Source organism: Acidovorax temperans (assembly GCF_006716905.1).
Classification (GTDB): domain Bacteria; phylum Pseudomonadota; class Gammaproteobacteria; order Burkholderiales; family Burkholderiaceae_C; genus Acidovorax; species Acidovorax temperans.
Map to the genome: position 1 here is coordinate 1,292,878 of NZ_VFPV01000001.1, position 26,571 is coordinate 1,319,448.

27 protein-coding genes and 1 pseudogene are annotated in these 26,571 nt (G+C 63.3%); 15 read left to right on the forward strand and 13 right to left on the reverse strand.

The genetic code is table 11. The features are described 5' to 3' along the window. Positions 1-14: 14 nt before the first annotated feature. The 9 genes from hisB to BDD18_RS06285 all read right to left on the reverse strand — a co-directional run bounded on the left by hisB (position 15) and on the right by BDD18_RS06285 (position 8,687). Positions 15-650, reverse strand: coding sequence for an imidazoleglycerol-phosphate dehydratase HisB (gene hisB / locus BDD18_RS06245; RefSeq protein ID WP_142081940.1), 636 nt, complete (start codon positions 648-650; stop codon positions 15-17). Further along, positions 647-1,777, reverse strand: coding sequence for a histidinol-phosphate transaminase (gene hisC, locus BDD18_RS06250; RefSeq protein ID WP_142081942.1), 1,131 nt, complete (start codon positions 1,775-1,777; stop codon positions 647-649). Before hisC ends, hisB begins: the two co-directional genes overlap by 4 nt. Then, positions 1,774-2,226, reverse strand: coding sequence for a PIN domain-containing protein (locus BDD18_RS06255; protein ID WP_066697385.1), 453 nt, complete (start codon positions 2,224-2,226; stop codon positions 1,774-1,776). Before BDD18_RS06255 ends, hisC begins: the two co-directional genes overlap by 4 nt. Beyond that, positions 2,223-2,447 (reverse strand): CopG family transcriptional regulator, encoded by a 225-nt coding sequence (locus BDD18_RS06260; protein WP_066697387.1) that lies wholly within the window; start codon positions 2,445-2,447, stop codon positions 2,223-2,225. The genes BDD18_RS06255 and BDD18_RS06260 overlap by 4 nt, the downstream gene beginning before the upstream one ends. 194 nt (positions 2,448-2,641) lie before the next feature. Further along, positions 2,642-3,286 carry a protein-methionine-sulfoxide reductase heme-binding subunit MsrQ gene (locus BDD18_RS06265; protein WP_142081944.1) on the reverse strand — a complete coding sequence of 215 codons (645 nt, stop codon included), beginning with the start codon at positions 3,284-3,286 and terminating at the stop codon, positions 2,642-2,644. Position 3,287: 1 nt separating this feature from the next. Then, positions 3,288-4,286, reverse strand: a complete 999-nt coding sequence (gene msrP / locus BDD18_RS06270) for a protein-methionine-sulfoxide reductase catalytic subunit MsrP (RefSeq protein ID WP_142081946.1) — start codon at positions 4,284-4,286, stop codon at positions 3,288-3,290. A 153-nt stretch (positions 4,287-4,439) separates the two neighbouring features. Then, positions 4,440-5,774, reverse strand: coding sequence for a c-type cytochrome biogenesis protein CcsB (ccsB, locus tag BDD18_RS06275; protein WP_142081948.1), 1,335 nt, complete (start codon positions 5,772-5,774; stop codon positions 4,440-4,442). Further along, a complete protein-coding gene (locus BDD18_RS06280) occupies positions 5,771-7,924 on the reverse strand; it encodes a cytochrome c biogenesis protein ResB (protein WP_142081951.1) in 2,154 nt (717 codons plus the stop codon). Before BDD18_RS06280 ends, ccsB begins: the two co-directional genes overlap by 4 nt. A gap of 133 nt (positions 7,925-8,057) precedes the next feature. Then, a complete protein-coding gene (locus BDD18_RS06285; RefSeq protein ID WP_142081953.1) occupies positions 8,058-8,687 on the reverse strand; it encodes a c-type cytochrome in 630 nt (209 codons plus the stop codon). Positions 8,688-8,760: 73 nt separating this feature from the next. Between BDD18_RS06285 and yihA the strand changes: the two genes are divergently transcribed. Then, positions 8,761-9,522: a ribosome biogenesis GTP-binding protein YihA/YsxC gene (yihA, locus tag BDD18_RS06290; protein ID WP_142081955.1), complete on the forward strand. Its 762-nt coding sequence runs from the start codon at positions 8,761-8,763 to the stop codon at positions 9,520-9,522. 57 nt (positions 9,523-9,579) lie between these two features. Continuing rightward, positions 9,580-10,485: an alpha/beta fold hydrolase gene (locus BDD18_RS06295; protein WP_142081957.1), complete on the forward strand. Its 906-nt coding sequence runs from the start codon at positions 9,580-9,582 to the stop codon at positions 10,483-10,485. Positions 10,486-10,568: 83 nt separating this feature from the next. Here the strand turns inward: BDD18_RS06295 and BDD18_RS06300 are convergent, their stop codons facing one another. Continuing rightward, positions 10,569-11,438, reverse strand: coding sequence for a lysophospholipid acyltransferase family protein (locus BDD18_RS06300; RefSeq protein ID WP_142081959.1), 870 nt, complete (start codon positions 11,436-11,438; stop codon positions 10,569-10,571). Next, entirely contained in the window at positions 11,435-12,286 is an 852-nt protein-coding gene (locus BDD18_RS06305; RefSeq protein ID WP_142081961.1) for a lysophospholipid acyltransferase family protein, read from the reverse strand. Before BDD18_RS06305 ends, BDD18_RS06300 begins: the two co-directional genes overlap by 4 nt. Positions 12,287-12,417: 131 nt before the next feature. Between BDD18_RS06305 and metK the strand changes: the two genes are divergently transcribed. The 5 genes from metK to BDD18_RS06330 all read left to right on the forward strand — a co-directional run bounded on the left by metK (position 12,418) and on the right by BDD18_RS06330 (position 17,304). After that, a complete protein-coding gene (metK, locus tag BDD18_RS06310) occupies positions 12,418-13,599 on the forward strand; it encodes a methionine adenosyltransferase (RefSeq protein ID WP_066698278.1) in 1,182 nt (393 codons plus the stop codon). Between the two features lie 280 nt (positions 13,600-13,879). Further along, positions 13,880-15,211 carry an IS4 family transposase gene (locus tag BDD18_RS06315; protein ID WP_125958944.1) on the forward strand — a complete coding sequence of 444 codons (1,332 nt, stop codon included), beginning with the start codon at positions 13,880-13,882 and terminating at the stop codon, positions 15,209-15,211. A gap of 178 nt (positions 15,212-15,389) precedes the next feature. Next, positions 15,390-15,575, forward strand: a complete 186-nt coding sequence (locus BDD18_RS06320; RefSeq protein ID WP_060987675.1) for a DUF1328 domain-containing protein — start codon at positions 15,390-15,392, stop codon at positions 15,573-15,575. Positions 15,576-15,583: 8 nt separating this feature from the next. Beyond that, positions 15,584-16,060, forward strand: a complete 477-nt coding sequence (locus BDD18_RS06325) for a hemerythrin domain-containing protein (RefSeq protein ID WP_142081963.1) — start codon at positions 15,584-15,586, stop codon at positions 16,058-16,060. 194 nt (positions 16,061-16,254) lie between these two features. Continuing rightward, positions 16,255-17,304: a bifunctional nicotinamide-nucleotide adenylyltransferase/Nudix hydroxylase gene (locus tag BDD18_RS06330; protein WP_142081965.1), complete on the forward strand. Its 1,050-nt coding sequence runs from the start codon at positions 16,255-16,257 to the stop codon at positions 17,302-17,304. A gap of 31 nt (positions 17,305-17,335) precedes the next feature. On the opposite strand, the pseudogene BDD18_RS06335 reads toward BDD18_RS06330, so the two are convergent. Further along, positions 17,336-18,136: pseudogene (locus BDD18_RS06335) on the reverse strand (methyl-accepting chemotaxis protein); the annotation flags it as partial. A 525-nt stretch (positions 18,137-18,661) separates the two neighbouring features. Between BDD18_RS06335 and BDD18_RS06340 the strand changes: the two are divergent. The 8 genes from BDD18_RS06340 (at position 18,662) to BDD18_RS06375 (ending at position 25,870) form a co-directional block, all read left to right on the forward strand. Further along, a complete protein-coding gene (locus tag BDD18_RS06340; protein WP_142081969.1) occupies positions 18,662-19,348 on the forward strand; it encodes a TetR/AcrR family transcriptional regulator in 687 nt (228 codons plus the stop codon). A gap of 327 nt (positions 19,349-19,675) precedes the next feature. Then, positions 19,676-19,966 (forward strand): co-chaperone GroES, encoded by a 291-nt coding sequence (locus tag BDD18_RS06345; protein ID WP_015012625.1) that lies wholly within the window; start codon positions 19,676-19,678, stop codon positions 19,964-19,966. 172 nt (positions 19,967-20,138) lie between these two features. Then, complete coding sequence (groL, locus tag BDD18_RS06350; protein WP_142081971.1) at positions 20,139-21,785, forward strand: chaperonin GroEL; 1,647 nt, start codon at positions 20,139-20,141, stop codon at positions 21,783-21,785. A 289-nt stretch (positions 21,786-22,074) separates the two neighbouring features. Next, complete coding sequence (locus BDD18_RS06355) at positions 22,075-22,527, forward strand: DUF1924 domain-containing protein (RefSeq protein ID WP_420837302.1); 453 nt, start codon at positions 22,075-22,077, stop codon at positions 22,525-22,527. After that, positions 22,524-23,054: a diheme cytochrome c gene (locus tag BDD18_RS06360; protein WP_142081975.1), complete on the forward strand. Its 531-nt coding sequence runs from the start codon at positions 22,524-22,526 to the stop codon at positions 23,052-23,054. Before BDD18_RS06355 ends, BDD18_RS06360 begins: the two co-directional genes overlap by 4 nt. Positions 23,055-23,062: 8 nt before the next feature. After that, the gene (locus tag BDD18_RS06365; RefSeq protein ID WP_142081977.1) at positions 23,063-23,842 is read left to right on the forward strand and encodes a cytochrome b/b6 domain-containing protein; all 780 of its coding nucleotides are present in this window, start codon (positions 23,063-23,065) and stop codon (positions 23,840-23,842) included. Between the two features lie 13 nt (positions 23,843-23,855). Then, entirely contained in the window at positions 23,856-24,521 is a 666-nt protein-coding gene (locus BDD18_RS06370; RefSeq protein WP_142081979.1) for a winged helix-turn-helix domain-containing protein, read from the forward strand. Continuing rightward, on the forward strand, positions 24,518-25,870 hold the full coding sequence (locus BDD18_RS06375; protein ID WP_142081981.1) for an ATP-binding protein: 1,353 nt from the start codon (positions 24,518-24,520) through the stop codon (positions 25,868-25,870). Before BDD18_RS06370 ends, BDD18_RS06375 begins: the two co-directional genes overlap by 4 nt. Positions 25,871-25,898: 28 nt before the next feature. Here BDD18_RS06375 and eda read toward each other — a convergent pair whose 3' ends face one another. Beyond that, positions 25,899-26,537: a bifunctional 4-hydroxy-2-oxoglutarate aldolase/2-dehydro-3-deoxy-phosphogluconate aldolase gene (eda, locus tag BDD18_RS06380; RefSeq protein ID WP_142081983.1), complete on the reverse strand. Its 639-nt coding sequence runs from the start codon at positions 26,535-26,537 to the stop codon at positions 25,899-25,901. Positions 26,538-26,571: the final 34 nt, after the last annotated feature.

The following is a 26,571-nucleotide window of genomic DNA, read 5'->3' on the forward strand; positions in this document are numbered from 1 at the left end:
TTTTGGCTTAAAAATCAGAGACTGCCCTTGGTGGACGGAATGGTACCTGCCGCGCGCGGATCGCGTGTGAGCGCAGAGCGCAGTGCGCGGGCAAAAGCCTTGAACACCGTCTCGCACTGGTGGTGGGCATTGATGCCCTTGAGGTTATCAATGTGCAGCGTCACGCCCGCGTGGTTCACGAAGCCCTGGAAGAATTCGTAGGTGAGCTGGGTGTCAAAACCGCCGATGCTGCCCGCCGTGAAAGGGATGTGCAGGTGCAGGCCAGGGCGGCCCGAGAAGTCGACCACCACGCGGCTCAAGGCTTCATCGAGCGGCACATAGGCGTGGCCGTAGCGGTTGATGCCCTTCTTGTCGCCCACCGCGCGCGCAAACGCCTGGCCCAGGGTGATGCCCACGTCTTCCACCGTGTGGTGGCCGTCAATGTGCAGGTCGCCCGCGCAGTCGATGTCCAGGTCGATCAGGCCGTGGCGGGCAATCTGTTCGAGCATGTGGTCAAAAAAGCCAATGCCCGTGTGCAGCTTGGCCTGCCCGGTGCCATCCAGGTTGATGCGCACGGTGATGCGCGTCTCTGCGGTGCTGCGGCTGACTTCGGCGATGCGGTCAGCGGCGGGATCGGTGGCAGTGGAAGTGACGAGTGCGGAGGAGGTCATAAGGAGGCTTGGAGTGCTGCCAGCATGGTGGCGTTGTCCTGGGCGTTGCCCACGGTCAGGCGCAAACAGTTGTGCAGCAATGGGTGCATTGTAGAAACGTTCTTGATGAGGACCTTGCGGGTTTTCATCCCCTCGTAGGCCTGGGCGGCATCGGCCACGCGCACCAGCACCATGTTGGCCTCGCTGTCCCACACCTTCTCGATGCCGGGCATGGCCCGCAGAGCGTCAATGAGCACGGTACGCTGCGCGCGCAATTCGGCCGCCTGGGCGGCGAACACGTCTGCATGCTCCAGCGCAAACAGGGCGGCTTCGCAGTTGAGCACGCTCACGTTGTAGGGCGGGCGCACCTTGTCGATCTCGGCCACCAGGGCGGGCTGGCCCAGCATGTAGCCCAGGCGCACACCGGCCAGGCCAAACTTGCTGAGCGTGCGCATGAGCAGCACATGCGCGTTGCGCGCAGGCTCGACCTGCATGCGGGTGAGCCAGGTGCGGCTGGCGAACGGCTGGTAGGCCTCGTCCACCGCCACGATGCCGCCTTGCGCGCCCACGGCGTCGATGATGCGTTGCACTGCGCCCTCATCCCACAGCGTGGCGGTGGGGTTGTTGGGGTAGGCGATGTAGGTGATGGCGGGCTTGTGCTGCGCAATGGCGGCCAGCATCGCGGGCTCATCCAGCTCAAAGTCAGGCGTCAGCGGCACGCCCACAAAATCGAGCCCCTGCAGTTGCGCGCTCATGGGGTACATCACAAACCCCGGCATGGGGGCCAGCATGGTGGCGCGATGGCCGGTGCCAGGCTGTGCGCAGGCCAGCGCCAGCAGGGTGATGAGTTCGTCAGAGCCGTTGCCCAGCACTACGTCGTAATCCGTGGGTGCGCCCGCATAGGCTTTCAGAGCAGCCCGCAGATCGTCCTGCCGTGCCCCTGGGTAGCGGTTCAACGGCAGCGCCCCCAGACGCTGGCCCAGCGCAGCTTGCAGTGCTTCAGGCAAGGTGAAGGGGTTCTCCATCGCGTCCATCTTCAGCATGCCGGTGGACGGCTGCACCACGTACGAGTGCATGGCACGCACATCGGGGCGGATGCGGTTCAAAGCGTTGGCGAGCGTGTCGGTAGGCGTGGCGGCAGAGGTCATTCGGCAGTGTCCAGTTCGTTGGGGGCCAAAACAAAGGGATTGATGGCGCGCACGGCGTCCAGCACCTGGTCGTGCGGCAAGGCTTCTGTCAGCAGGTATCGACAGCCCTGCTGGTGGGCGGACGAAACAATGAGCGCATCCCAATAGCCCAGGCCATAACGGTCTTGCAGGTCCCACGCACCATCGACGGTGTAGGCGTCCAGGTGCGGCGGCAGCCACACGCGCAGGCGGCGCACCTGGGCACGCACTTGCTGCAGCACGTGGGGGCCGGAAAAGCGCTGGATGGCTTGGTTGTACAACTCGTTGAGCACCTGCGAACTGATGCGCCCGCTGCGCGTTTGCCAGCAAAAAGTGAGCCACTCGCGCGCACGCGCCTGGCGCGCCGGGTCGCGCTCGTCCACGCTGGCGAGCAGCACTTCGGTGTCGACAAAGATGGGGGTGGTGCTCATCGCTGGAACAAGGTCTCGCGGGGCACATAGGGGCCTGATGAAGCGCCCCAGGTCTCAAACGCCAGCGCCTCGCGCATGGCCTGCGCGTAGGCGTCTTCCTGGCGCATTTTTTCGGCCAGCCATTCACCCATGAGCCGCGACACACTGCTGCCGCGCTTGGCCGCCTCTACCCGCACCCATTCGGCCACGGTGTCGTCCATCGTGATGGTGACGTTTTTCATACGGCCCAGTTTACACGAACTTCGTGGCCCACGAAGTTCGTGCAACCAAACACCTCAGCGCACCCACCGCAAGACAAGGGCACCATCAACCCTTGAAATACAGAGAGAAATTGGCCTATAGCGCTCTATCCATAAGCGCAAGCAGCTACTAAAAATATAGCAATCTCACCCCAAGGAACGCAGCGCCACCCGGGTCAGCCCTTCAGCCTGCGCCACAGCCGCCAGCCCAGCAGCGCCGAGATGATGGCGGCGTAAGGTGCCACTTCGGCAAAGTCGTTTTTGCCAGCGCGCATCCAGAAGAAATGCAGCACCGCCAGCAAAGCGGCTGCGTACACCGTGCGGTGCAGCGCCTGCCAGCGCTTGCCCCCCAGCGCCCGGATAGCCCGCTGGAACGAGGTGGCCGCCAACGCCAACAGCACCAAAAAGGCCAGCGTGCCCACCAGGATAAAGGGCCGCTTAGCGATGTCGGCCAGGATGTCTGGCACGTCCAGCCCCATGTCGAGCCAGCTGTAGCTCAGCACATGCAAGAAGGCGTAGAAAAACGCAAACAGCCCCAACATGCGCCGCCACCGCGCCAGAGCGGGCACGGCAAACGCGACGCGCAGCGGGGTCAGGGCCAGCACCACGCACAGCGCGCGCAGGGCCCAGTCACCGGTAGAGCGGATCAGCGCCTCGGCCGGGTTGGCACCGAGTTGGTTGGTGGCCGCAGCCACCACCAGCCACACCGCAGGCAGCAGTGCTGCGCAAAACAAGATGGGCTTGGCGGCGGGATGCAGCAGCGCCTTGCGCCAGTCGCCCTGCGTGCCGGAGGGGCGCTGCGGGCTTGTATCAGCCCGCATGTCAGTAGAACTTCTTGAGGTCCATGCCCGCATACAGCTGGCCCACCTGGGCCTCATAGCCGTTGAACATCAGCGTCTTGCGTTTCTTGGCAAACAGGCCGTCTTCGCCAATGCGGCGCTCGGTGGCCTGGCTCCAGCGGGGGTGATCCACATGCGGGTTCACGTTGGAATAAAAGCCGTATTCCTGCTGCGCGGCCTTGTTCCAGGCGGTGCCAGGCTCTTTCTCGACAAAGCGGATTTTCACGATGCTCTTGGCGCTCTTGAAACCGTACTTCCATGGCACCACCAGGCGCACGGGCGCGCCGTTCTGGTTGGGCAACACCTCGCCATACATGCCAAACGCCAGCAGGGTCAGCGGGTGCATGGCTTCATCCATGCGCAGGCCTTCCACATAGGGCCAGTCGAGCACGCGCGAGCCCACATAGGGCATGGTGGCCTTGTCGGCCAGCGTCACAAACTCCACGTACTTCGCGCTGCCCATGGGCTCCACGCGCTTGATCAACTCGGCCAGCGAATAGCCCACCCAGGGGATGACCATGGACCAGCCTTCCACGCAGCGCAGGCGGTAGATGCGCTCTTCCTGCGCGCTGAGTTTGAGCAAGTCCTCGATGCCATATTTGCCCGGCTTCTTGATGAGCCCCTCCACCTCCACCGTCCAGGGCGTGGTCTTGAGGGTGTGCGCGTTGCGCGCGGGGTCGGCCTTGTCGGTGCCGAACTCATAGAAATTGTTGTAGGTGCTCGCGTCCTTGTAGTCGGTGAGCTTCTCCATCGTCACCGCACCTGCCACGGCCGACTTGGTGCTGGCCAGGGCTGCGAGCTTGCCAGGGCGCGTGACCTGCTGGGCCATGGCTTGGCGCCCCGCCCATGCGGCGATGGCAACACCCGCAGCGCCACCCGCCATCCGCTTGAGCATCTGACGGCGGTCTTCGTAAACGGCCTTGGGGGTGATTTCGCTGGAATACGGGTGTTGAAAGCCCGTGTTGCGAGGAGGTATGCGCATGGGGTTCTCCGGTGGAATGGTGACTGCCGCGCTGTATGAGCACAAAAGCGACGCTTAGTTCGCTTTGCAGACCAATCAGGTTACACCGAAGACGAAACAGTTGCCCACCGGAGGGCAAGCGCCCCCTGTAGTGGGGGGCGCTGCGCGTAAAAGTTACAGGGTGCCGTAGCTGTGCAGCCCGCTCAGGAACATGTTCACCCCCAGGAAGGCGAAGGTGGTGACCACCAACCCCACCAACGCCCACCAGGCAGAGATGGCGCCGCGCAGGCCCTTCATCAGGCGCATGTGCAGCCAGGATGCATAGTTCAGCCACACGATCAGCGCCCAGGTTTCCTTGGGGTCCCAGCTCCAGTAGCCGCCCCAGGCTTCGGCAGCCCACAGCGCGCCCAGCACGGTGGCGATGGTGAAGAAGGCAAAGCCCACGGCGATGGATTTGTACATCACGTCGTCCAGCACCTCAAAGCTGGGCAGACGCTCGGCAATGCGCTTGCGCCCCCACAGGATGGCGGCCACGATCAGCGCGGAAATGCCGAAGTACACCATCCAGTAACTGCTGCCACCCTCGGTGGCGTTCTGGCGAAACACGATGGGTTCAAAGCACAGCACTACGCCCAGCAGCCACAGGGGCGCCAGCTTGTACCAGCGTGTTTCGCTGGCCTGCATCTTGATGAGGTAGGCAAAGGCCACCATGGCGGCCAGCGCAAACGTGCCGTAGCCAATGAAGTTGGCGGGCACATGCAGCTTCATCCACCAGCTCTTGAGGGCAGGCACCAGGGGCTGGATCTCATGCGCCTCGCGCACCACGGTGTACCAGAGCAAGAAACCCACAGCAGCACTCACCACCAGCATGACGAAGGCACCGAGCGAGCGGGTTTCGTACTGCTCTTCGTAGTACAGGTAGAACGCCGCGGTCATCCAGCAGAACATCACGAACACCTCGTAGAGGTTGCTGACCGGGATGTGCCCCACATCAGGGCCGATGAGATAGCTTTCGTACCAGCGCACCAGCGTGCCGATGAGGGCCATGGCCACGGCCACCCACGCGATGCGCGAGCCGATCATGCTCATGGTGTTCCCCTCGCCGCGCGAGAACATGCCGATCCAGTAGAACGCAGTGCTCATGAAGAACAGCATGCTCATCCACAGGATGGCCGACTGGCTGGACAGGAAATACTTGAGGCCAAACACCGTCTCTGCTCGCGCCAGGGTGCCCGCACCATCTTGCTGGTACAGGCCGATGGCCATCAGCGCCAGGGCCGCCACCACCAGCATCAGCACCCGCAAGGGGCGCCAGAACCAGCCCAGCCAGATCACGCTGGGCACGGCTCCGATCAGGATGCCTTTTTCATACACATCCATGTAGGCGCTGTAGCGCTGAAAGGCGTAGAGACCGCCCACGGTGACCAGGACGGCAAACAGCCAGTCCAGCCAGTTGCGGCGCGAGAAGAAGCCTTCGTTCAGGGTGATGGTGGTGGTTGCGGTGTTCATGCGTGGCCTGTGTGGGGCTGCGCCCCGATCAATTTTTGAGCGAGCTGGACAAATTCCTTGTCGCCGTCCATCGTTTTGCGGTTGGTGGAAAGCGCCATCAGAGCATGAGAGCCCTGTTCCTGGGGCGATAACCACACCCAGACACGGCGTTCACGGATGTAAAGCATGGCAAAAACGCCCAGGATGAGCAAGGCGCAACCCAGATAGACAATGTTCTTGCCGGGGGCACGGGCCACCTGGAACACGCTGGCCTGCACTTGGGTGAAGTCCTTCAGTTCAAAAGCAATCGGGGCGGGGTACATCACGGCGTCGCTGAGCGACAGCACCGCCTGCGTCATGAAGGCGCGGGTGCGATCGTCCTGCTCCAGGGGCTTGAGGCCCGCATTTTCGCGCGTCAGTTGCACCAGCTCAAACAAAGTGCCGTTCAGGATGCGGATCAGCACCTCACCCGCGCGAGAGCGCTCGGCCTCTGGCACGTTGGCTTCCATGAAATCAGAAATGGCTTGCAGCCCACCGGCTGGCTTGCCTGGAGCAGCTGGCATCGCACCCGCGAACACCGCCAGGGCCCGGGAGGCGGATTGGGACAACTGCTCGGCCAGTTCACGCCGCGAAGGCTCGATGGCCTGCGCCACATAGCGGCGCACAGCCTTGTCGCGAGCGGCGGGGTCTGCCAGCGCTGCACGCATGCGCACAAAGCCATCCATGCTGCCCTGGTCATCGGCAGGCACACGCAGGTAGCGGAAGGGTTCGGAAGGCGCTTCGCGCACGCCCAGCAGGAACACTGGCGTGCCATCGCCCGTGTCCACGGGCAGCATGTAGTTGTGGTACTCGCGGGCCTGGCCTGCGGCATCGCGCAACTTGTAGCTCACACTGGGGCCCACGTTGCGCAACTCTTTCTTGGTCACGGTCTTGTTGGCAGCGCCCAGGCGGGACTCGACGGACTCGCGCAAATCCACCTTGCGCACATCGGCGCCCGACATGTTGGGCGCCCCCGCGAAGTTTTCCACGTTGATGGTGCGCAGCGCCGTGAACTCCAGGGTCATGGTGTCGCCGCCCGCGGCTCCGCCCTTGTTGGTGAGCTGGGTGGAGCCACCCACCACGCCTTCCACATCAAACGGCTGGGCTCCAGGCGCCATGGGCACCGCACGCAGCTTGAGCTGGGAGCCCCCATCGTCAAAGCTGGATTGGTAAATCTCGATACCCTTGTAGCTGGCGGGGTGGTTCACCTCCACACGGGCCGGTGTTTTCTCGCCCGTGGCTTTGTCGTGGATGATGATTTCGCTGGCAAACAGCTTGGGCATGCCGGTGGAGTAGTGCTCCACGATGAACTTCTTGAGTTCCACCGCAAACGGCAGCTCCTGCAGCAGCACGCCGTCCGACTGGTTCAGGATCGCCGTGCCCGACTGCGTGCCTTCGGCCACCACCAGGTTGCCACGGAAGGTCGGGTTGCGCTCGGACAAGCGGTGCTCTGGCTTCACATCGGCAATCAGCCCGCTGCCCGCGTAAGGGGTCTTGCCGCCCAGCAACATCTGGGCGCGCACGATCAAATCGCCGTCGAGCAAACCGCCCACACACACCAGCACGATGGCGCTGTGCGCTGCGATGTAGCCGATCTTGTTCGCAGCCCCTGCCTTGGCGGCCACCATCCAGCCGGTACCGGGGCCAGCGGCGGTATCACGCTGCTGCAGGCGCACCTTCCAGCCCCCGCTGGCCAGCATGCCGCCAATGCGCCGGGCCTCGGCTTCCGTGCCTTCTGCCAGGGCCGCCTCGGCCTTGTGGTGGAACGCGCGCAGGCTCTGCTCGCGCACATTTTCTTTATAAGATTTGATATCGCTCAAAAATTTGGGGGTGTTGCGAGCGATGCAAAGGGACGTGCTGACCACCAAAAAGGCCAGGATCAGCAAAAACCACCACGCGCTATACACCGCATTGAGCTGCAAAGCCCCAAAAAGCTCTGCCCAAAAAGGCCCAAACTGGTTCACGTAATTGACGGCCGGCTCGTGCTGCTTGAGCACGGTGCCAATGACCGAGGCAATGCAGATCACCGTCAGCAGCGAAATGGCGAACCGCATGGACGACAGCAGTTCGACCCCTGCGCGCAGAGCCCGTGAGCCCGACTGGACGCGAACGCCTTGGGTGGTTTCAGACATGGAGATAAAAGGGCAGGAGGCGAAGAAAAAGGGCGGGGCCATCGTCTGGATGGACCCGCCCTTTTTGGGTTTGTTTATTGGCGGTTGGTTCCGTGTGGCCCCCAACAGAAGCCACCCAATGCATCAGCGCAACTCAGCGCAGGCCGGCAATGTAGTCGGCAACCGCCTTGATTTCCTTGTCGTTCAGCTTGGCTGCGACCTGGGTCATTTGCTGGCTGTTGGCGCGCGAGCCGTCGCGGAAGGTATTCAGCTGCGCCACGGTGTAGTCAGCATGCTGGCCGGACAGGCGTGGGTATTGGGCTGGGATGCCAGCACCGTTGGGGCTGTGGCAGCCAGCGCAGGCGGCAATGTTGCGGTCTGCAATGCCGCCGCGGTAGATGCGCTCGCCCAGGGTCACCAGGTCTTTGTCCTTGGCGAAACCTGCCTTGGCTGGTTTGGAAGCCACCCAGTAGGCGATGTTCTTCATGTCTTCGTCGGTCAGCATGGTGGCAAACCCCTTCATGACCGCGTTGTTGCGCTTGCCGGACTTGAACTCCTGCAGTTGCTTGACGAGGTATTCGGGGTGCTGCTGTGACAGCTTGGGGTTGGCAGCGATGGCAGAGTTGCCGTCAGCGCCGTGGCATGCCGCGCACACAGCGGTGTAGCTGGCCTCGCCTTTGACGAGGTCCGGCTTGGCCACTTTGGGTGCATCACCCGCTGCAAAGGCCGAGAAAACAGGTGCTGCTAGTACGGCAGCCGTCAACAAGGAGGCGAGCAACTTCATATCGAGGGTGTGTGTTTATGTGCGCAAAAGCCGCTCGATTCTACAATGAGGCTCCTGAGCATCCCAACTTTCCATGACAACCCATCTTTCTGCGCCAGTTGCTGGCAGCCTTCCGCCCGCACCCGACGCCAAGATCGCCATGGGCTGGATGCACACGGCACGCTTTCTGACCACCGCTGCCCAGCTGCACCACCTGCCCCCCATCGATGTGCCCGAAATCGCCTTCGTGGGCCGCTCCAACGCCGGCAAATCCACCTGCATCAACACCCTCACCCAGCAAAAGCAGCTGGCTTTTGCCTCGAAAAAGCCTGGGCGCACCCAGCACATCAACCTGTTCGCCCTGGGCAAGCAGGGCGTGACCGACGCCGTGCTGGCCGACTTGCCCGGCTACGGCTACGCGGCGGTGTCGCGCTCCGACAAGCTGCGCTGGCAGCAGGTGATGGTGAACTACCTGGTCAGCCGCCCCGGCCTCACGGGCATCGTGCTGCTGTGCGACCCGCGCCTGGGCCTGACGGAGCTGGATGAAGCCCTGCTCGAAGCAGTGCGCCCCCGCGTGGAAGAGGGCCTGAAGTTCCTCATCGTGCTGACCAAAGCCGACAAGCTCACCCGCTCGGAGCAAGCCAAGGTGCTGTCCATTACGCGACTGCAAGCCGGCGGTGGCGAGGTGAAGATGTTCTCGGCCCTGAAGAAGCAAGGGGTGGACGAAGTAGCGCAATTGCTGTGGCAATGGGCGCACCCCGTGCGCCCGCAAGGGACCGAGCCTGCGGCAGAGGGAAGTGCCGAGCCCCTCCCAGCCAGCCCGCAGGCAGCCGACGAGAACCCATCAACCGAATAGCCGCTAGCGCCTATACGTAAAGCGCGAGCAGCTATATAACTTATAGCAAATCGCGCCATGATCCAGACCCGCACTGTCACCCTGCCCCACGGGATTTCATTGCAATGCCGCGAAAGTGGCTCGCGCGGCCGGCCGGTGCTGATGTTTCTGCACGGTTTCCCGGAAGGCGCGTTCATCTGGGATGAGTTGCTACTGCACTTTGCCCGCCCCGAAAACGGTGGCTACCACTGCGTGGCGCCCTACCTGCGCGGCTTTGGCGAATCCAGCCAGCCCCAGGCCACCGAGGCCTACCGTGCCAAACACCTGGTGCAAGATCTGATCGCGCTGATCTCGGCGGTGTGCACCACGGGGACGGTGGAATGCCTGGTCGCGCACGACTGGGGTGGCGCCGTGGCCTGGAACCTGGCCAACCAGCAGCCGCAATGGCTCAAGCGCCTGGCGATCATCAACTCGCCCCATCCCGGCGCGTTTTTGCGCGAACTGCAAACCAACGCCGCACAGCAGGCCGGCAGCCAGTACATGCATTTTTTGTGCAGACCAGACGCTGAATCGCTGCTGGCCGAGAACGACTTTCAGCGGCTGTTCGCTTTCTTCAACACCCCGGAAGGCCACGCGCCCGCGTGGTTGACCGAGGCTGTGCGCGCCCAATACCGGGCGCTGTGGAGCCAGGGGCTGACCGGAGCCTGTAACTACTACCGCGCCAGCCCGTTGCGCCCGCCGCGCGAAGGCGACCGCGCCGCGCTGGACCTGGAATTGCCTGCATCGATGCTGAGCGTGGATGTGCCTACGCTGGTGCTGTGGGCCATGAACGACCCCGCCCTGCTGCCCGGGCTGCTGCAAGGCTTGCCCGACTGGGTGCACCGCCTGCGGCTGCGCCAGATCGAGCACGCATCGCACTGGGTGGTGCATGAACACCCCGAGCGCGTCGCGAAGGAATTGGGGCATTTTTTGCTACTGAAATAGTAGCTTTTAGCGCTTTACCGGCAAGCCTTACAAGGCCTTTTCCTTATCAAGCGCCACGCGCGGCTACGCGCCCGCTCCACGGGTTATTTGTACAAGGACGGCTGCCCCTCCGGCCGCGTCTTGAAGCGCTTGTGCACCCAGTAGTACTGGCCGGGCATGGTGTTGATGTAGCTCTCCAGCTCGCGGTTCATGCGGGCGGTGTCAGCCTCGACATCGTCAGTGGGATAGTGGTCCCACGCGGGCGTCAGCTCGGCCACATAGCCCTCGGGAGTCAGGCGCGTGTACATGCCAATCACCTTGGCGCGGCCCAGGCGCGCAAAGCGCGACAGCGACGGCACCGTGGCCGCTGGAACGCCGTAAAAGGGCACGAAGATCGACTCACCGGCTCCGAAATCCATGTCGGACAGTAGGTAGAGCAACCCCCCCTTGCGCAGGTTGGAAATGATGGGCTTGACCCCGTCTGCGCGGTTGAGCATTCGCACGTCGCCAAAACGCTGGCGACCCGCCATGAACCAGGCGTCAATGACCGGGTCGGGATGGGTAGAAAAAATGGATGTGAACGCCCGGGACGTGCGCAGCGGCAATACCAGCCCGCCAGCGTCCAGCCCGTAGAAATGGGGAGCGAAGATGATGGTGGGCACATCGCCGTCCAGTTCATGCACAGCGCCCTGGAGCTTCACGCGCTGCTCCACCACCGACTGAGGGGCGGACCACAGCCAGCTGCGATCCAGCCAGGTCTGGCAAAAGACGATAAAGCTCTCGCGCGCCCACTGCGTGCGCTGCTCAACCGATGCCTGCGGAAAGCACAGCTCAAGATTGCGCAAAGCGACCTTGCGCCGTGGCACCACGAGCACAAACAACACCCGACCCAACGCCGCCCCCATGGCACGCAGCACCGGCAAAGGCAAACGGGCCAGCACGCCCATGAACCACACACCCAGCCGACTCATCATGACGAGGCCTCCACCGCTGGAGCATCGGCTCGGGGCTGCTTGTAGCGGCCATAGCCCCACAGGTACTGGCCAGGACACTGGCGAATCACATGCTCCATGGCCTCGTTGACCTGGCGCACGGCGGTCTCCAGGTCAGCGTCGAGCGGCTGCGGCAAAGGCTCGGCATACATCACAAAGCCGCGCCCCATCGGCTCGCGCTCGCAGCGCACCAGCAGCACGGTAGCGCCGGTCTGCAGCGCCAGGCGGGCGGCCAGCGTCATGGTGTAGGCCGGTTTGCCAAACACGGGCGACCAGACTCCCAGCCCTTCGGGCGGCACCTGGTCGGGCAGCAGGCCCACGGCTTCGCCACGGCGCAGGGCCTTGATCATCTGGCGCACCCCCGCCAGCGTGGTGGGCACGGCCTGCATGCCTGGGCGGTTGCGTGCGGTCTCCATCACCTTGGCCAACCAGGCTTGGCGCGCGGGGCGGTACAGCACGGTGATTGGGCCTTGCTGGGCACTCCAGCGCGTGGCAATCGCCTGGGCCGACATCTCAAAGCACCCGAGGTGCGGGGTGAGAAAAATCACACCGCGCCCGGCAGCCCAGGCCTGCTCCACGCAGGGTTCGCCCTCAATGCGAACCGGCACGGGCGCGCCCAACCACAGCCGGGGCAACTCCGCCACCATGCGCCCGGCGTGGCCTACGGCGGCACGCACCTGCGCAAACGAATAGCCCGCCAGCGCCGCATTGGCCAGAAAGCGTTGGCGATACACGCCCGAGGCAGCAAAAGCCACCCAGCCCAGAACACATCCGATGATGTGGAGCAACCACAACGGAAATACGGAAAAGAATCGAAAGACAGCAGGCATTAAAATGTGAGGGTCGCTGAGTTAAATGAGCAACTTGCAGGGCGACGTAAAAAAAATCTGCTAAAGCGTTCGCCAAAGCTACCTAGGCTGCGGGCGACGCCCAAAATGCCGGAACACAGGAGTATATTCAAATGGCGAACGACTTTCTTTTTACCTCGGAATCCGTCTCTGAAGGCCACCCCGACAAGGTGGCAGACCAGATCTCTGACGCGATCCTCGACGCAATCTTCGAACAGGACCCCAAGAGCCGTGTGGCCGCCGAAACGCTGACCAACACCGGCCTCGTGGTGCTGGCCGGTGAGATCACCACCAACGCCCATGTGGACTACATCCAGGTCGCACGCGACACCATCAAGCGCATTGGTTACGACAACACCGAATACGGCATCGACTATCGTGGCTGCGCAGTGCTGGTGGCCTACGACAAGCAATCCAACGACATCGCCCAGGGTGTGGACCATGCGTCCGACGACCACCTGAACATCGGCGCGGGAGACCAAGGTCTGATGTTTGGCTACGCCTGCGACGAAACGCCTGAGCTGATGCCCGCGCCCATCTACTACGCGCACCGCGTGGTCGAGCGCCAAGCCCAGCTGCGCAAGGACGGCCGCCTGCCCTTCCTGCGCCCTGATGCCAAAAGCCAGATCACGATGCGCTATGTGGACGGCAAGCCCCACAGCATCGACACCGTGGTGCTCTCCACCCAGCACAGCCCCGACCAGAGCGAAACCGCCACCAAGATGAAGGCCAGCTTCTACGAGGCTTGCATCGAAGAAATCATCAAACCGGTGCTACCCAAGGAATGGCTGCAGGACACCAAGTACCTGATCAACCCCACAGGCCGCTTCGTCATCGGCGGTCCGCAGGGTGACTGTGGCCTCACGGGCCGCAAGATCATTGTGGACACCTACGGCGGTGCATGCCCCCACGGCGGCGGCGCATTCAGCGGCAAGGACCCCAGCAAGGTAGACCGCTCTGCCGCCTACGCAGCCCGCTACGTGGCCAAGAACATCGTGGCCGCAGGTCTGGCACGCCAGTGCCAGATCCAGGTGGCGTATGCGATTGGCGTGGCACGCCCGATGAACATCACCGTGTACACCGAAGGCACTGGCGTGATCCCCGACCATGAAATCGCCAAGCTGGTGGAAGCCCACTTCGACCTGCGCCCCAAGGGCATCATCCAGATGCTGGACCTGCTGCGCCCCATCTACAGCAAGACCGCCGCCTACGGGCACTTTGGCCGCGAAGAACCCGAGTTCACTTGGGAGAAGACCGATAAAGCTGCTGCGCTGCGCGCAGCAGCCGGGCTGTAAGCCCGCCGCGCTGACAGCGCGGTATCGGTCTTCGGGCGAAGTTCATATCGCGCCAGCGATGTGAACGTAGACCAAAGTACGGACAAGGCAGCTGCGCTGCGCGCTGCTGCGGGGCTGTAAGCCCGCCGCAGCTAGGCGCATGGGCCTGGCTGCAAGCAACAAAACCAGGGGCCTCCAGGCAATGCCAGTAAGTTAAGCAAAGGCCCTTCGGGGTCTTTGTTGTTTGTACAGTGCAGGCTTGATCAATTGAGCTTTGGCCATAGAGGTCAAGCGATAGCCAATGCTGCTGCAAGAGTACCTGAACGATACCCATGAGTTTGCGAGCCCCGAACAATGGGGTGTCGTTCAAAGCAACATACCCCAGCAGTGGATTGAACAGGCCTTGCAGATGACGGGTGTAGCCACGCTGCGCAAGCGGCGACTGCCCATGGAGCAGGCACTTTGGCTGGTATTGGGTGTGGCCTTGCTTAGAGACCGCTCCATCGTGAACGTGGCCGAGGTACTGGAGCTGGCACTGCCTGGGCAGCACAATGAACCCATCAGCTCCAGCGCGCTGAGCCAGGCGCGCCAACGGCTGGGCAGTGAGCCCCTGCAATGGCTGTTTCGCCACACTGCTGCCCATTGGGCGCACCAGCAGGCCGCTCGCCACCGCTGGCAAGGCTTGGCGCTGTACGCATTGGATGGCGTGGTCTGGCGTACCCCCGACACACAAGACAACCGCCAGCACTTTGGTTGCCAGCGCAACCACGCAGACCACCAAAGTCCCTTCCCCCTGGTGCGCATGGCCTGCTTGCTCGATGCCAGAGCTCGTTTATTGGTAGATGCCAGCCTGGATGCCTACGACACCAGTGAGTACGCATTGGCTGAACGCTTGTGGCCGAAGTTGCCGCCTGACTCGCTGGTGATTGTGGACAAAGGGTTTTACTCGGCAAGTCTGCTGTGGCCGCTGCAACACCGCCAGGGACGTCACTGGCTGATCCCTGCGCGTGCCGGACTCAGGGGCGAGGTGGTGCAAACGCATGGCCCTGGCGATGTGAGCTTGCGCATGAAGGTCTCGCCCCAAGCTCGCAAGAAAGACCCCGGCTTGCCGCTCACGTGGGAGGTGCGCGCCATCACCCGTGAACTCGATGGCAAACCCAGAACCTTGTTCACGTCCCTGATGGATCCGGCACGCTACAAGGCCGAGGAGGTGTTCGCGCTGTACCACGAACGCTGGGAGATTGAGCTGGCCTATGGAGAGATGAAGACGGACATGCTGGGCCAGGCGATGACGTTGCGCAGCCAGCAACCCGATGGGGTCAAGCAAGAGCTGTGGGCAACCTTGTTGATGTACAACCTGATCCGCTTGGAGATCACGCGCATCGCAGACGAGGCCAAAGTGCAGCCCTGTCGCATCAGCTTCATCACGGCGCTGCGCTACATCGTGGATGAGTGGCTGTGGAGTTCAGGATCACACACCCCTGGGGCCATCCCGGCCAAGCTTGCGGCCATGAGAAAGAACATCCGCCGCTTCGTGCTGCCGCCTCGCAGATCCCACAGGCGGTATCCGCGTGAGGTTCGTATGACCAAGACCCAGTATCCCGTCAAAAAAATGCCGCTCAGACTTAACTGAGCGGCATTGGGGGCCTCCAGGCCCCTTTTTCTTTGGATTTTTGGCCCTGTCCGCATGGGCATATCGCCCTCGCCTCCTACATCTGCTCACCGGCTGCGCCTACAGCACCCCAATGCCCATTCCCCTATCGTGCTACCCAACGGGCCGCGCGTCGCAGCCCCAGAACGAGGAGAACGCCATGCTGAAGTACGCCATCGTCTTTGCACTGATTTCACTGGTCGCCGGCGCCCTGGGCTTCACCGGGGTGGCAGCAGGAGCGGCAGGCATTGCCAAGGTGCTGTTTGTCGTGTTTCTGATACTGACCTTGATTTTTGTGGTCCTGGCCTTCAAGGCCGCTGGTGCCGTCAGCCGGGCGATCAAGTGATGCAGCGCATGAACATCTTTGAGGCCTTGCGCCAAAGCCATACCGTTCAGCGGCATCTGTCTGCCCTGCTGCTCAAGACCCATGGTGACACGGCTGAGCGGCACACCCTGTTCCAGGCCCTCAAGGGCGAACTGGCAGTGCATGCGCTGGCGGAAGACAGGCACTTCTACATCCCGCTCATGCAGCATGATGCGGGCATCGACCTGTCACGCCACGCGATCGCAGAGCACCACCAGATCAATGAACTGGTGGAAGCGCTGGAGACCACCGAAGCGTCCAGCCCCGCCTGGTTGCCCCTGGCGCGCAAGTTGACAGAAAAAGTGGAGCACCACCTGCGCGAAGAGGAGCAGCGCTTTTTTCAGATGGCAGGCAAGCTGCTGACCGACGCTCAAAAAAGCGTATTGGCACGCGACTACCTGAACGAATACGACACTGCCAAAGCCGAATTGGCCGTGCAGCCCGAAGACTGCACGACGGCGGAGTGAACGCGCATTGCAGGCCTGCGGCGTTGGTGCAACGTACGCATCGCACCGATGCGTGTGCGCCTGGCGCCACGCCCCGCCTGCACTCGCGAAGAGGCGGCCCATGGTCACCCGGTAAAATCACTATAAAAAACATAGCTGCTTGCGCTCATAAATCAAGCGCGCGAGGCTCTTTTTTATAAAAATGCTGGAGACCCATGCACGATACCGCCCTTCTGATCGGCCGCTTTGAACCCGTGCACAGTGGCCACCTTGCTCTGCTACAAGAGGCCCTGCGCCAGGCCCCTCAGGTCATCGTGGTGGTGGGCTCTGCCTGGCAGCCCCGCTCCCCCAAAAACCCGTTCACCTGGCAAGAGCGCGAGGCCATGCTGCGCGAAGCACTGCCAGCCTCAGACCGCGCCCGTGTACAGGTGCTGCCGGTGCGGGACTATTACAACGAAGCCGTTTGGGTGCAGGCGGTGCGGGCCGGTGTGGCGCAACACACTCCGCCGGGGGGGCGCATCGCGCTGGTGGGCCACTTCAAAGACGCCACCAGCAGCTACCTGCGCGCCTTCCCGGGCTGGACCCTCATCGACCTGCCCCGCCAGGGCCAGATGGACGCCACCACCATCCGCGACGCGTACTTTAGCGCCACCCCCGACACCGTGGGCCAAGCCCTGGCCCCCTTGTCAGCGGAGATTCCCGCCAGCACCATCGCCACGCTGCAGCAGTTCGCCCACACCGAGCACTATCCCGCTCTGCAGGAAGAATGGCGCATGCTGCACAGCTACCGCGACGCCTGGGCCGCAGCGCCCTACCCGCCGGTGTTTGTGACGGTGGACGCGGTGCTGCGCTGCCAGGACCATGTGCTGCTGATTCGACGCGCCCACGCACCCGGCAAGGGGCAGCTGGCAGTGCCCGGCGGCTTCATTGAGCAGCGCGAAACCGTGTGGCAATCGTGCCTGCGGGAGCTGGCAGAAGAAACCCATTGCGGCCTGCCAGAGTCCACCCTGCGCGCCGCCCTGCAATCGGTGGCCGTGTTTGACCACCCCGACCGCAGCCAGCGCGGCCGCACCATCACCCACGCGCATTACTTCGATCTGGGCAACGCCCCCCTGCCCGCCGTGCAGGCTGACGACGATGCCCTACAGGCCGAGTGGGTCCCTGTGGGCCAAATTGCCGCACTGGAAGCCGAGTTCTTCGAAGACCACTTCCACATGCTTGACCATTTCCTGCAGATCACGGGACTGGTGGGTTCGGCAGGTTGAGCCCGATGAGCGGGCCGCCCCAGCCTTGCGCTCAAGCGACGCGGAACTTGCCCACCACCTGAGACAACGCCAGGGCCTGCTGGCTCAGCGACTGGGCTGCGGCCAAGGCTTCTTCCACCAGGGCCGCGTTTTGCTGGGTGCCCTGGTCCATCTGCGTGACGGCCTGGTTGACCTGGGCAATGCCAGCGCTTTGCTCGCTGCTGGCTGCGCTGATCTCGGCCACCATGGCGGTCACGCTCTTCACGCCCTGGACCACATCGCCCATGGTGGTTCCGGCGCGCTCTACCAGCTGGGTGCCGATTCCGACTTTGGCCACCGAATCGTCGATCAGGGTCTTGATCTCCTTGGCGGCTGCTGCACTGCGTTGGGCCAGGCCGCGCACTTCGCTGGCCACCACGGCAAACCCACGGCCTTGTTCCCCGGCACGGGCGGCTTCCACTGCGGCATTCAGCGCCAGGATGTTGGTCTGAAAGGCAATGCCATCGATCACGCTGATGATGTCCACGATCTTGCGCGAAGACTGTTCGATGGAGCCCATGGTGCCCACCACCTCATGCACCACCTCGCCCCCCCCCCGCACCGCCATGTCCGACGCCGCGCGCGCCAGTTCGTCCGCGCGCCGGGCATTGGCGGCGTTTTGCTGCACGGTCGAGGTGAGCTGCTCCATCGACGCTGCGGTTTCCTGCAACGCACTGGCCTGGGATTCGGTGCGGGCGGACAAGTCTCCGTTGCCGGCCGCAATTTCGGACGAGGCCGTGGTGATCGAATCGGTACTGTCGCGCACCTGGCGCACCAGGTGGGCCAGGTTGTCACGCATGGCGCTGATGGCATGCAGGATGCTGGTGGTGTCTATTGGCAGAGTGTGAACCTCCACCGCCAGGTTGTCCTTGTCCACAAAGCTGCCAATGGTGCGGGTTGCTTCCTTGATCGCATCCTCACGCGAGAGGGCTCCGCTTTTTTCCTTGTCATGGGCCTTTTGAGCAGCCGCGTGGGCCAGCACCACCAAGTTGGAGAGCTGCGCTGTGCGCTCCTTCATCATGGACTGGTAAAGCGTGGTCAATGCCACGGCAGACAGGGCCACCAAGCCCAGCAACGTGGCAGCGCGCAGCCACAAAATTCAGGTTTTCAGCTTCATGTGCGCGATCTCAGGGAATGTAAAAAAGTAACCTGACGATGTACCGAAGAGCCGCAGCCTCTGCACTCAGCAGGCCCTGTTACATCGAACCGCCTCACTGACGCAACACTTTGCGGCCGAGCCAGTGACCGGCGTGCCCGACAGAGCAGATCACTGGACGAGACAACCGCGCAGAGACCGAGGCCCGGGGGGCACCCCACCGCGTTGCTCCACAATTCAACCATGACAGCCGCCCCACCAGCCAAGTCCGTCCGCAAGCCCGCATCCCGCAAAGTGCCGACGAGCACCATCACACGCGAGCGCCCACCCACAGCGTCCCGGGTGCGCAAGGAACGCGACATCGTTCAGCACGCAGAAATCCAGTTTGCCCAATTCGGCTTCCAAGGCGCATCGCTCGAAAATATCGCTGTAGCCGCTGGCATCAGCCGGCACAACCTGCTGTATTACTTCCCCAGCAAGGAAGCCCTCTACCAACGGGTACTGGACGATGTGCTGAACGCATGGCTAGCCGGCATGCAAGACCTTTCAGAAAGCACTGACCCGGAAACCGCCCTGCGCCAGTACATTCGCGCCAAGCTGCGCTATTCACGCGAGAACCCGCACGGCGCCAAAGTGTTCACCAAAGAAGTGATTGCCGGCCTGCCGCGCTATCGCACCGCCATCGCCCAGCGCGTTGGCCCCGTACTGGCGGCAGAAGTGCGCACCTTCGAGCGCTGGTCACGCGAAGGCAAAATCGCCCCCCTCCATTTCACCCATCTGCTGTTCGCAATCTGGTCCGTCACCCAGGCCTATGCCGACCAGGAAGCCCAGTTCGCGCTACTGCTCGGCAAACCGGCGCTGACGGCGAAGGACTATGAAAAGGCGGAAGAAGTAATAGTGCACATGATTTGGAGTGCACTGGCACCGTAGCACCACCGCTCTCACAGACACCCGCTGGCCTGAGCGGGAATATGGCCAGGAAGGCCTGAACCCGCATTCCGCAGCAGAAACTTTTTGCACTATATATTTAGGAGCAAAAAATCCAAGCCGTTAATGGGTTTTATCGGCATTTCTTCCTCTGAATGGAACCAGCATTTCTGCTTCGGAGCAATGGGGCCTTCTTGAAATTGTCACAGACGCCCCTATCATTAGCACTCACCGCAGACGAGTGCTAACACTCTCTGCAGGCAGTCATCGGGCTCCCGCAATCGCGGGAGCCGAGTTATCAGCTTTTTTTACTGAAACAGGAGCAATGCAATGAACCTTCGCCCTCTGCACGATCGCGTGATCGTCAAGCGTATTGAAAGCGAAACCACGACCGCTTCCGGCATCGTGATTCCTGACAACGCCGCCGAAAAGCCCGATCAAGGTGAAGTGTTGGCTGTGGGCCCCGGCAAGAAGAACGACAAGGGTGAAGTGATCGCCCTGAACGTGAAGGTCGGCGACCGCGTTCTGTTCGGCAAGTACTCGGGCCAGACCGTCAAGGTCAACGGCGACGAGCTGCTGGTGATGAAGGAAGACGACCTGTTCGCCGTTGTGGAGAAATAAAGCTACTGCGCAGGCGCCAGGCGTCGTTGCGCGGTGCTCGCAATCCTCACGTACTAGGCAAGTACGTTCCGGTTGCTGCGCTCCGTGCGCCTAGCCTGACACCTGTTCGCTACGCTTTCTTTCACCACAAACCGTTATCCGTTTAACGATTTTCAGAATTTAGGAGCCAAAAATGGCAGCAAAAGACGTAGTTTTCGGCGGCGAAGCCCGCGCTCGCATGGTTGAAGGCGTGAACATCCTGGCCAACGCGGTCAAGGTCACGCTGGGCCCCAAGGGCCGCAACGTGGTGCTGGAGCGCTCGTTCGGCGCCCCCACCGTGACCAAGGACGGTGTGTCCGTGGCCAAGGAAATCGAACTGAAGGACAAGCTGCAGAACATGGGCGCCCAGCTCGTGAAGGAAGTGGCTTCCAAGACCAGCGACAACGCTGGTGACGGCACCACCACTGCTACTGTGCTGGCCCAAGCCATCGTGCGCGAAGGCTCCAAGTACGTGGCCGCTGGCCTGAACCCCATGGACCTGAAGCGCGGCATCGACAAGGCTGTCACAGCCCTGGTGGAAGAGCTGAAGAAGGCTTCCAAGCCCACCACCACTTCCAAGGAAATCGCCCAGGTGGGTTCGATCTCCGCCAACTCTGACGCTTCCATCGGCCAGATCATCGCTGACGCCATGGACAAGGTGGGCAAGGAAGGCGTGATCACCGTGGAAGACGGCAAATCCCTGAACAACGAGCTCGACGTTGTGGAAGGCATGCAGTTTGACCGCGGCTACCTGTCGCCCTACTTCATCAACAACCCAGAAAAGCAAGCTGCCCTGCTGGACAACCCCTTCGTGCTGCTGTACGACAAGAAGATCAGCAACATCCGCGACCTGCTGCCCACGCTCGAGCAAGTTGCCAAGGCTGGCCGTCCCCTGCTGATCATTGCCGAAGACGTCGAAGGCGAAGCCCTGGCTACGCTGGTGGTGAACACCATCCGCGGCATCCTGAAGGTTGTGGCTGTGAAGGCTCCTGGCTTCGGCGACCGCCGCAAGGCCATGCTGGAAGACATCGCCATCCTGACGGGCGGCAAGGTCATCGCTGAAGAAGTGGGCCTGAGCCTGGAGAAGGTGACTTTGGCCGACCTGGGTCAAGCCAAGCGCATCGAAGTGGGCAAGGAAAACACCATCATCATCGACGGTGCTGGTGCCGCTGCCGACATCGAAGCCCGCGTGAAGCAAATCCGCATCCAGATCGAAGAAGCGACCAGCGACTACGACCGTGAAAAGCTGCAAGAGCGCGTGGCCAAGTTGGCAGGTGGCGTGGCAGTGATCAAGGTCGGCGCTGCGACCGAAGTCGAAATGAAGGAAAAGAAGGCCCGCGTGGAAGACGCCCTGCACGCTACCCGCGCTGCGGTGGAAGAAGGCATCGTGGCCGGTGGTGGCGTGGCTCTGCTGCGCGCACGCCAAGCGGCTGGCGAGATCAAGGGCGACAACGCTGACCAAGACGCCGGCGTGAAGCTGATCCTGAAGGCCATCGAAGCCCCTCTGCGCGAGATCGTTTACAACGCTGGTGGCGAGCCATCGGTGGTGGTGAACGCTGTGCTGAACGGCAAGGGCAACTACGGCTTCAACGCTGCCAACGACACCTACGGCGACATGATCGAAATGGGTATTCTGGACCCCACCAAGGTGACCCGTACAGCTCTGCAGAACGCCGCTTCCGTGGCATCGCTGCTGCTGACGACCGAAGCCATGGTGGCTGAGGCTCCAAAGGACGACGCTCCTGCCGGCGGCATGCCTGACATGGGCGGCATGGGTGGTATGGGCGGCATGGGCATGTAATTGCCTGGCGGGCATTCCACGGTGCCCTAGCCCAAAGCCTGCAGGTCTCACGGCCTGCAGGCTTTTTATATGGCTGTGCTGGATGTGCTGCCGCAAACAGCGGACCGCTCTGCCTTGCGGCGATGAGCTATCGCCAAATCACATCAAATTTCATAGCATGCAGCGCTTACCACACGGGCGCTAGAGCCACTTTCGGCATCAACCACGCCAAACAGCCGTGGGGCCAAGCTGAACGCCGCATGAACGGGTTGTTAAGCCATTCTTCATGCCCGCGCCGCACCATAGCGGCATGACAACAGCACACCGCCCCCTCTGCGCACGCATCGCAGCCCCTCTGTTGCTGGCTGCGTTGGCACCCCTGGCACACGCTGGCGACACCACGGCCGCCTCGCAAATGCAGCGCTTCAGCGATGCCTCTGGCACCGCTGTCAGTGCCGAGCGGGGACGCGTTTTCTTCAACAGCCGCCACAGCGGCGAATGGTCGTGTGCTTCGTGCCACGGTAACCCGCCCACCACGCCTGCGCGCCACGCCAGTACCGGCAAGACCATTGCGCCGCTGGCACCTGCGTTCAACCCCGAGCGCTTCACCGAAACGGCCAAGGTCGACAAATGGTTCCGTCGCAACTGCAACGACGTGCTCAAGCGCGAATGCACGGCGGCTGAGAAGGCTGACGTGCTGGCCTGGCTGCTGAAGCTCGACGCCAAAACTGCAGCCGCCCAACCCACCAAGAGCACGCCATGACCCACGCCACCCTCACAACCACCCTCACAACCACCCTCACACCCACCCGCACAAGCTGGATATATGCCGCCCGCCTGCCCGCAGCCTCGCTGGCACTGGCCTGCGCCCTGCCTGCAGCGTGGGCCGACAGCCGCCAGATGCCGGAGTCCGGCATGCTGCCCGCCTACAAGCAGGAATGTGCGGGCTGCCACATGGCCTACCCGCCCGGCATGCTGCCCGCCAGCTCCTGGAGCCGAATGATGAAAGGTCTGGACCAGCACTACGGCACCGACGCATCGCTGGACCCCGCCATGGTGCGGCAGATCAGCGTGTGGCTGGAAGCCCATGCCGGCACCTACAAGCGCGTGCGCGAGGCACCTCCGCAAGATCGCATCACCCAGTCTGCATGGTTTGAACGCAAGCACCGCGACATCGAACCCGCCGTGTGGAAGCGCGCTTCCATCGGCAGCCGCGCCAACTGTATGGCGTGCCACACCCGGGCCGACCAGGGTGACTTTGACGACGACCGCGTCCGCATTCCCAAGTGAGCATCCGCATGACCAGCAACAGCCTTCCCCACAACGCGCCGCCCGCACCGTCCGGGTCGGCCCCATCTGTGCCCTCATCGGCCGCCACGCTCCGCCCCGCCACCCGCCGCGTGGTGGATGCCGCCACACGCATGCTGCACTGGCTGATGGCGCTGAGCTTCACCGGTGCCTACATCACCGCCGATGGTGAACGCTGGCGGCTGGTGCACGTCACGCTGGGCTACACCCTGGCGGGGCTGCTGGTGGCACGGGTGCTGTGGGGTCTGTTCGGCCCCCGGCAGGTGCGCCTGTCCGTGCTGTGGCGCAAGCTACAGGGGTTGCCCGCCTGGTTGCAGTCGCTGGTCGCCGTGCGCTCGCCATCGGCACTGCAGGCCGCTTGGCGGCCCGGGCAAAACCTGCTGATGGCACTGGCCGTGGGGCTGATTTTGGTGTCCATCGTCCCGCTCACCCTCAGCGGCTACGCCGTGTGGGATGAATGGGGCGGCGAATGGCTGGAAGAGGTGCACGAGTTCTTCGGCAACGCCATGTTGATGGTCGTGCTGGTGCATGTGGGGCTGATCGCCCTTTTGAGCGTGCTGCGCCGCAAGAACCAGGCGCTGCCCATGCTGACAGGCCGTGTGCCCGGCCCTGGCCCCGACTTGGCCAAACACAACCACCGCGCCTTGGCCGCCCTGGTGCTGGCCTGCGTGCTGGGGTTCTGGGCCTGGCAGTGGAACAACGCACCGGTGCAACCCGCGGCCACCAGCTGGGGCTGGGGCGAGAATCACGACGATGACGACGACGATTAACTGAAGGCACTCCATGCGCATCCTGCTGGCAGAAGACGATGAACTCCTGGGCTCTGGCATCCGTGCGGGCTTGGCGCAGCACGGCTTTCAGGTGGACTGGGTGCGCGATGGCGTGGCCGCAGAACGGGAACTGGCCACCGGCGCCTACCAGGCCGCAGTGCTCGACCTGGGCTTGCCCCGCCAGGACGGCATGGAGGTGCTGCGCCAAACGCGGGCACGCCGCAACACCACGCCCGTGCTGGTGCTTACCGCCCGCGACGCCGTGCCCGCCCGCATCGAAGGGCTGGACGCGGGGGCCGACGATTACCTCATCAAACCCATCGACCTGCACGAACTGGCCGCCCGCCTGCGCGCTCTGGTGCGCCGCGCCCATGGGCAAAGCGACACCTGCCTGGCCGCTGGCGATGTGGTGCTGGACCCGGCCGCACACCAGGTGCTGGCCCACGGCCAGCCTGTGGAACTGTCCAACCGCGAATACGACCTGCTGCACGCCCTGATGCTGAATGCGGGCCGCGTGCTCAGCCGCGAACAGCTGGAGCAACGACTGTACGAGTGGGGCAGCGAGATCAACAGCAATGCGGTGGAAGTGCACATCTACCACCTGCGCCGCAAGCTGGGCGCCGGATTGATCGAAACCGTGCGTGGCGTGGGCTACCGCATTCCGCGGGTGCAGGCATGAGCGGCACCACATCAACGCGCACGCCGCGTTCGTTGCAGGCGCGGCTGCTGATGACTGTGCTGGCGCTGGTGGTCGTGGCCTGGGCTACTGCGGCCGCGCTGGCCTGGCATGAGACCGATGACGAAGTCAGCGACCTGCTGGACGCGCACCTGGCCCAGACCGCCGCCCTGCTGCGCCTGCAGCCGCTGGACGAACTGGACGAAGACCGCCTTAACGAGGCGCCCGAACTGGACAAGCACCAGCCCCGCGTGGTGTTCCAGTTGTGGCATGAGGGGCAGCTGCTAGCCCGATCAGCCAGCGCGCCGCACGAGCCCCTGACACGGCGGCACAAACGGGGCTTTGCCGACAGCACTGTGGACGGCAAAGCGTGGCGCGTGTTTGTGACCCAAGGGCGCGAAAGCGATGTGCGTATTCTGGTGGGCGAGCTGCAATCGGTGCGCGAAGAAATCATCCTGGCCAGCCTCACCAGCATCCTCAAGCCCATGGCATGGGCCTTGCCTCTGCTGGCACTGGGCATCTGGTGGGCCGTGCGTGGCTCGGTGCGCCCGCTGGGGCAGTTGGGCCGCGCCGTGGCGGCGCGCCAGCCCCAATCGCTGGAGCCGCTACCCACCCAGGGTGTGCCACCCGAGGTGTTGCCGCTGGTGACTGCGTTGAATGATTTGTTTGAACGCACGGCCCGCCTGCTGGCCACCGAACAGCAGTTCACTGCCGATGCCGCCCACGAACTGCGCACCCCCATCGCCGGGATTCGCATGCAAGCCCAGGTGGCACAGGGCGCGGCAGATTCGCAGGAACGCGCACGCGCGCTGGAGGCTACCGTGCAAGGCTGCGACCGCGCCACACGCCTGGTGGAACAGCTGCTGCAACTGGCGCGGCTGGATGCAGAGCCAGCCACGGGTAACGCCCAGAGCACGCCGCTGGCAGACGTGATCCGCTCATTGGTGGCGGAATGCAGCCCGACCGCACAGCGCCGGCAGCAGGAAGTGGCAATCACCGAGCCTTTGCCCGCAGCCCTCCATATTCCGCTGCCCGAGCCCTTGGCCCGTGTGCTGTTGCGCAATTTGCTGGACAACGCCGTGCGCTACAGCCCCGATGGCGCGCAGGTGCGGCTGCAGGTGGCCCAGGCCCAGGGCTTTACGGAGTTGACCGTGGAAGACAGTGGCCCCGGCCTGGCACCGGAACAACAGGCAAGGCTGGGCGAAAGGTTCTTTCGCGTGCTGGGCACAGGCCAGACGGGCAGCGGCCTGGGATGGTCCATCGTGCAGCGCATCGCGCGCATTCACCGGCTGCAGATCAGCACCGACACCAGCCCAGAGCTGGGGGGCATGCGCGTGAAGGTGCGCTGGTAAGGGGGCAAGCCCCTCCCCCACCGAGCCCTCAGACTGGCGCGCGCAAAGCGTGTGTGTCGCGTGCCAACTGGGTGATACGCGCCCAGTCTCCCTGGCGCATGGCGTCTGCAGGCGTCAACCACGAGCCACCCACGCAGCGCACATTGGGCAAAGCCAGGTAGTTGGGGGCGGTGGCTTGGCTGATGCCCCCCGTGGGGCAGAAGCTCACCTGCCCAAACGGACTGGCCCACGCCTTGAGCAAGGGGATGCCACCAGCAGCCTCGGCCGGAAACAGCTTGAGGAACGAGAACCCATCGGCCAGCGCGGCCATGATTTCGCCGGACGTTGCCACGCCCGGCAGCAGCGGCAGGCCAAGCCCCTTGCAGGCATTGCCCACGTCTGAGGTGTAGCCCGGGCTGACGGCAAAACGTGCACCGGCCTCGCTGGCGCGGCGGGCATCATCGGCATTGAGCACGGTGCCCACGCCGACCAAAGCTTCGGGCAAATGGCGCGCGATGGCTTCAATGGCCGGCAGCGCAGCAGCAGTGCGCAGCGTCACCTCCAGCACCTTCACACCACCGGCCAACAGCGCTTCAGCCAAAGGCAGCGCGTCTTCCACGCGGTCGATCACGATGACGGGGATGACGGGGATGACGGGGCCATGGCTGGCGATGTCGAGGGGATTCATAAGTTGGTGCTCCTTGATTTATTGGGTGTCGGAT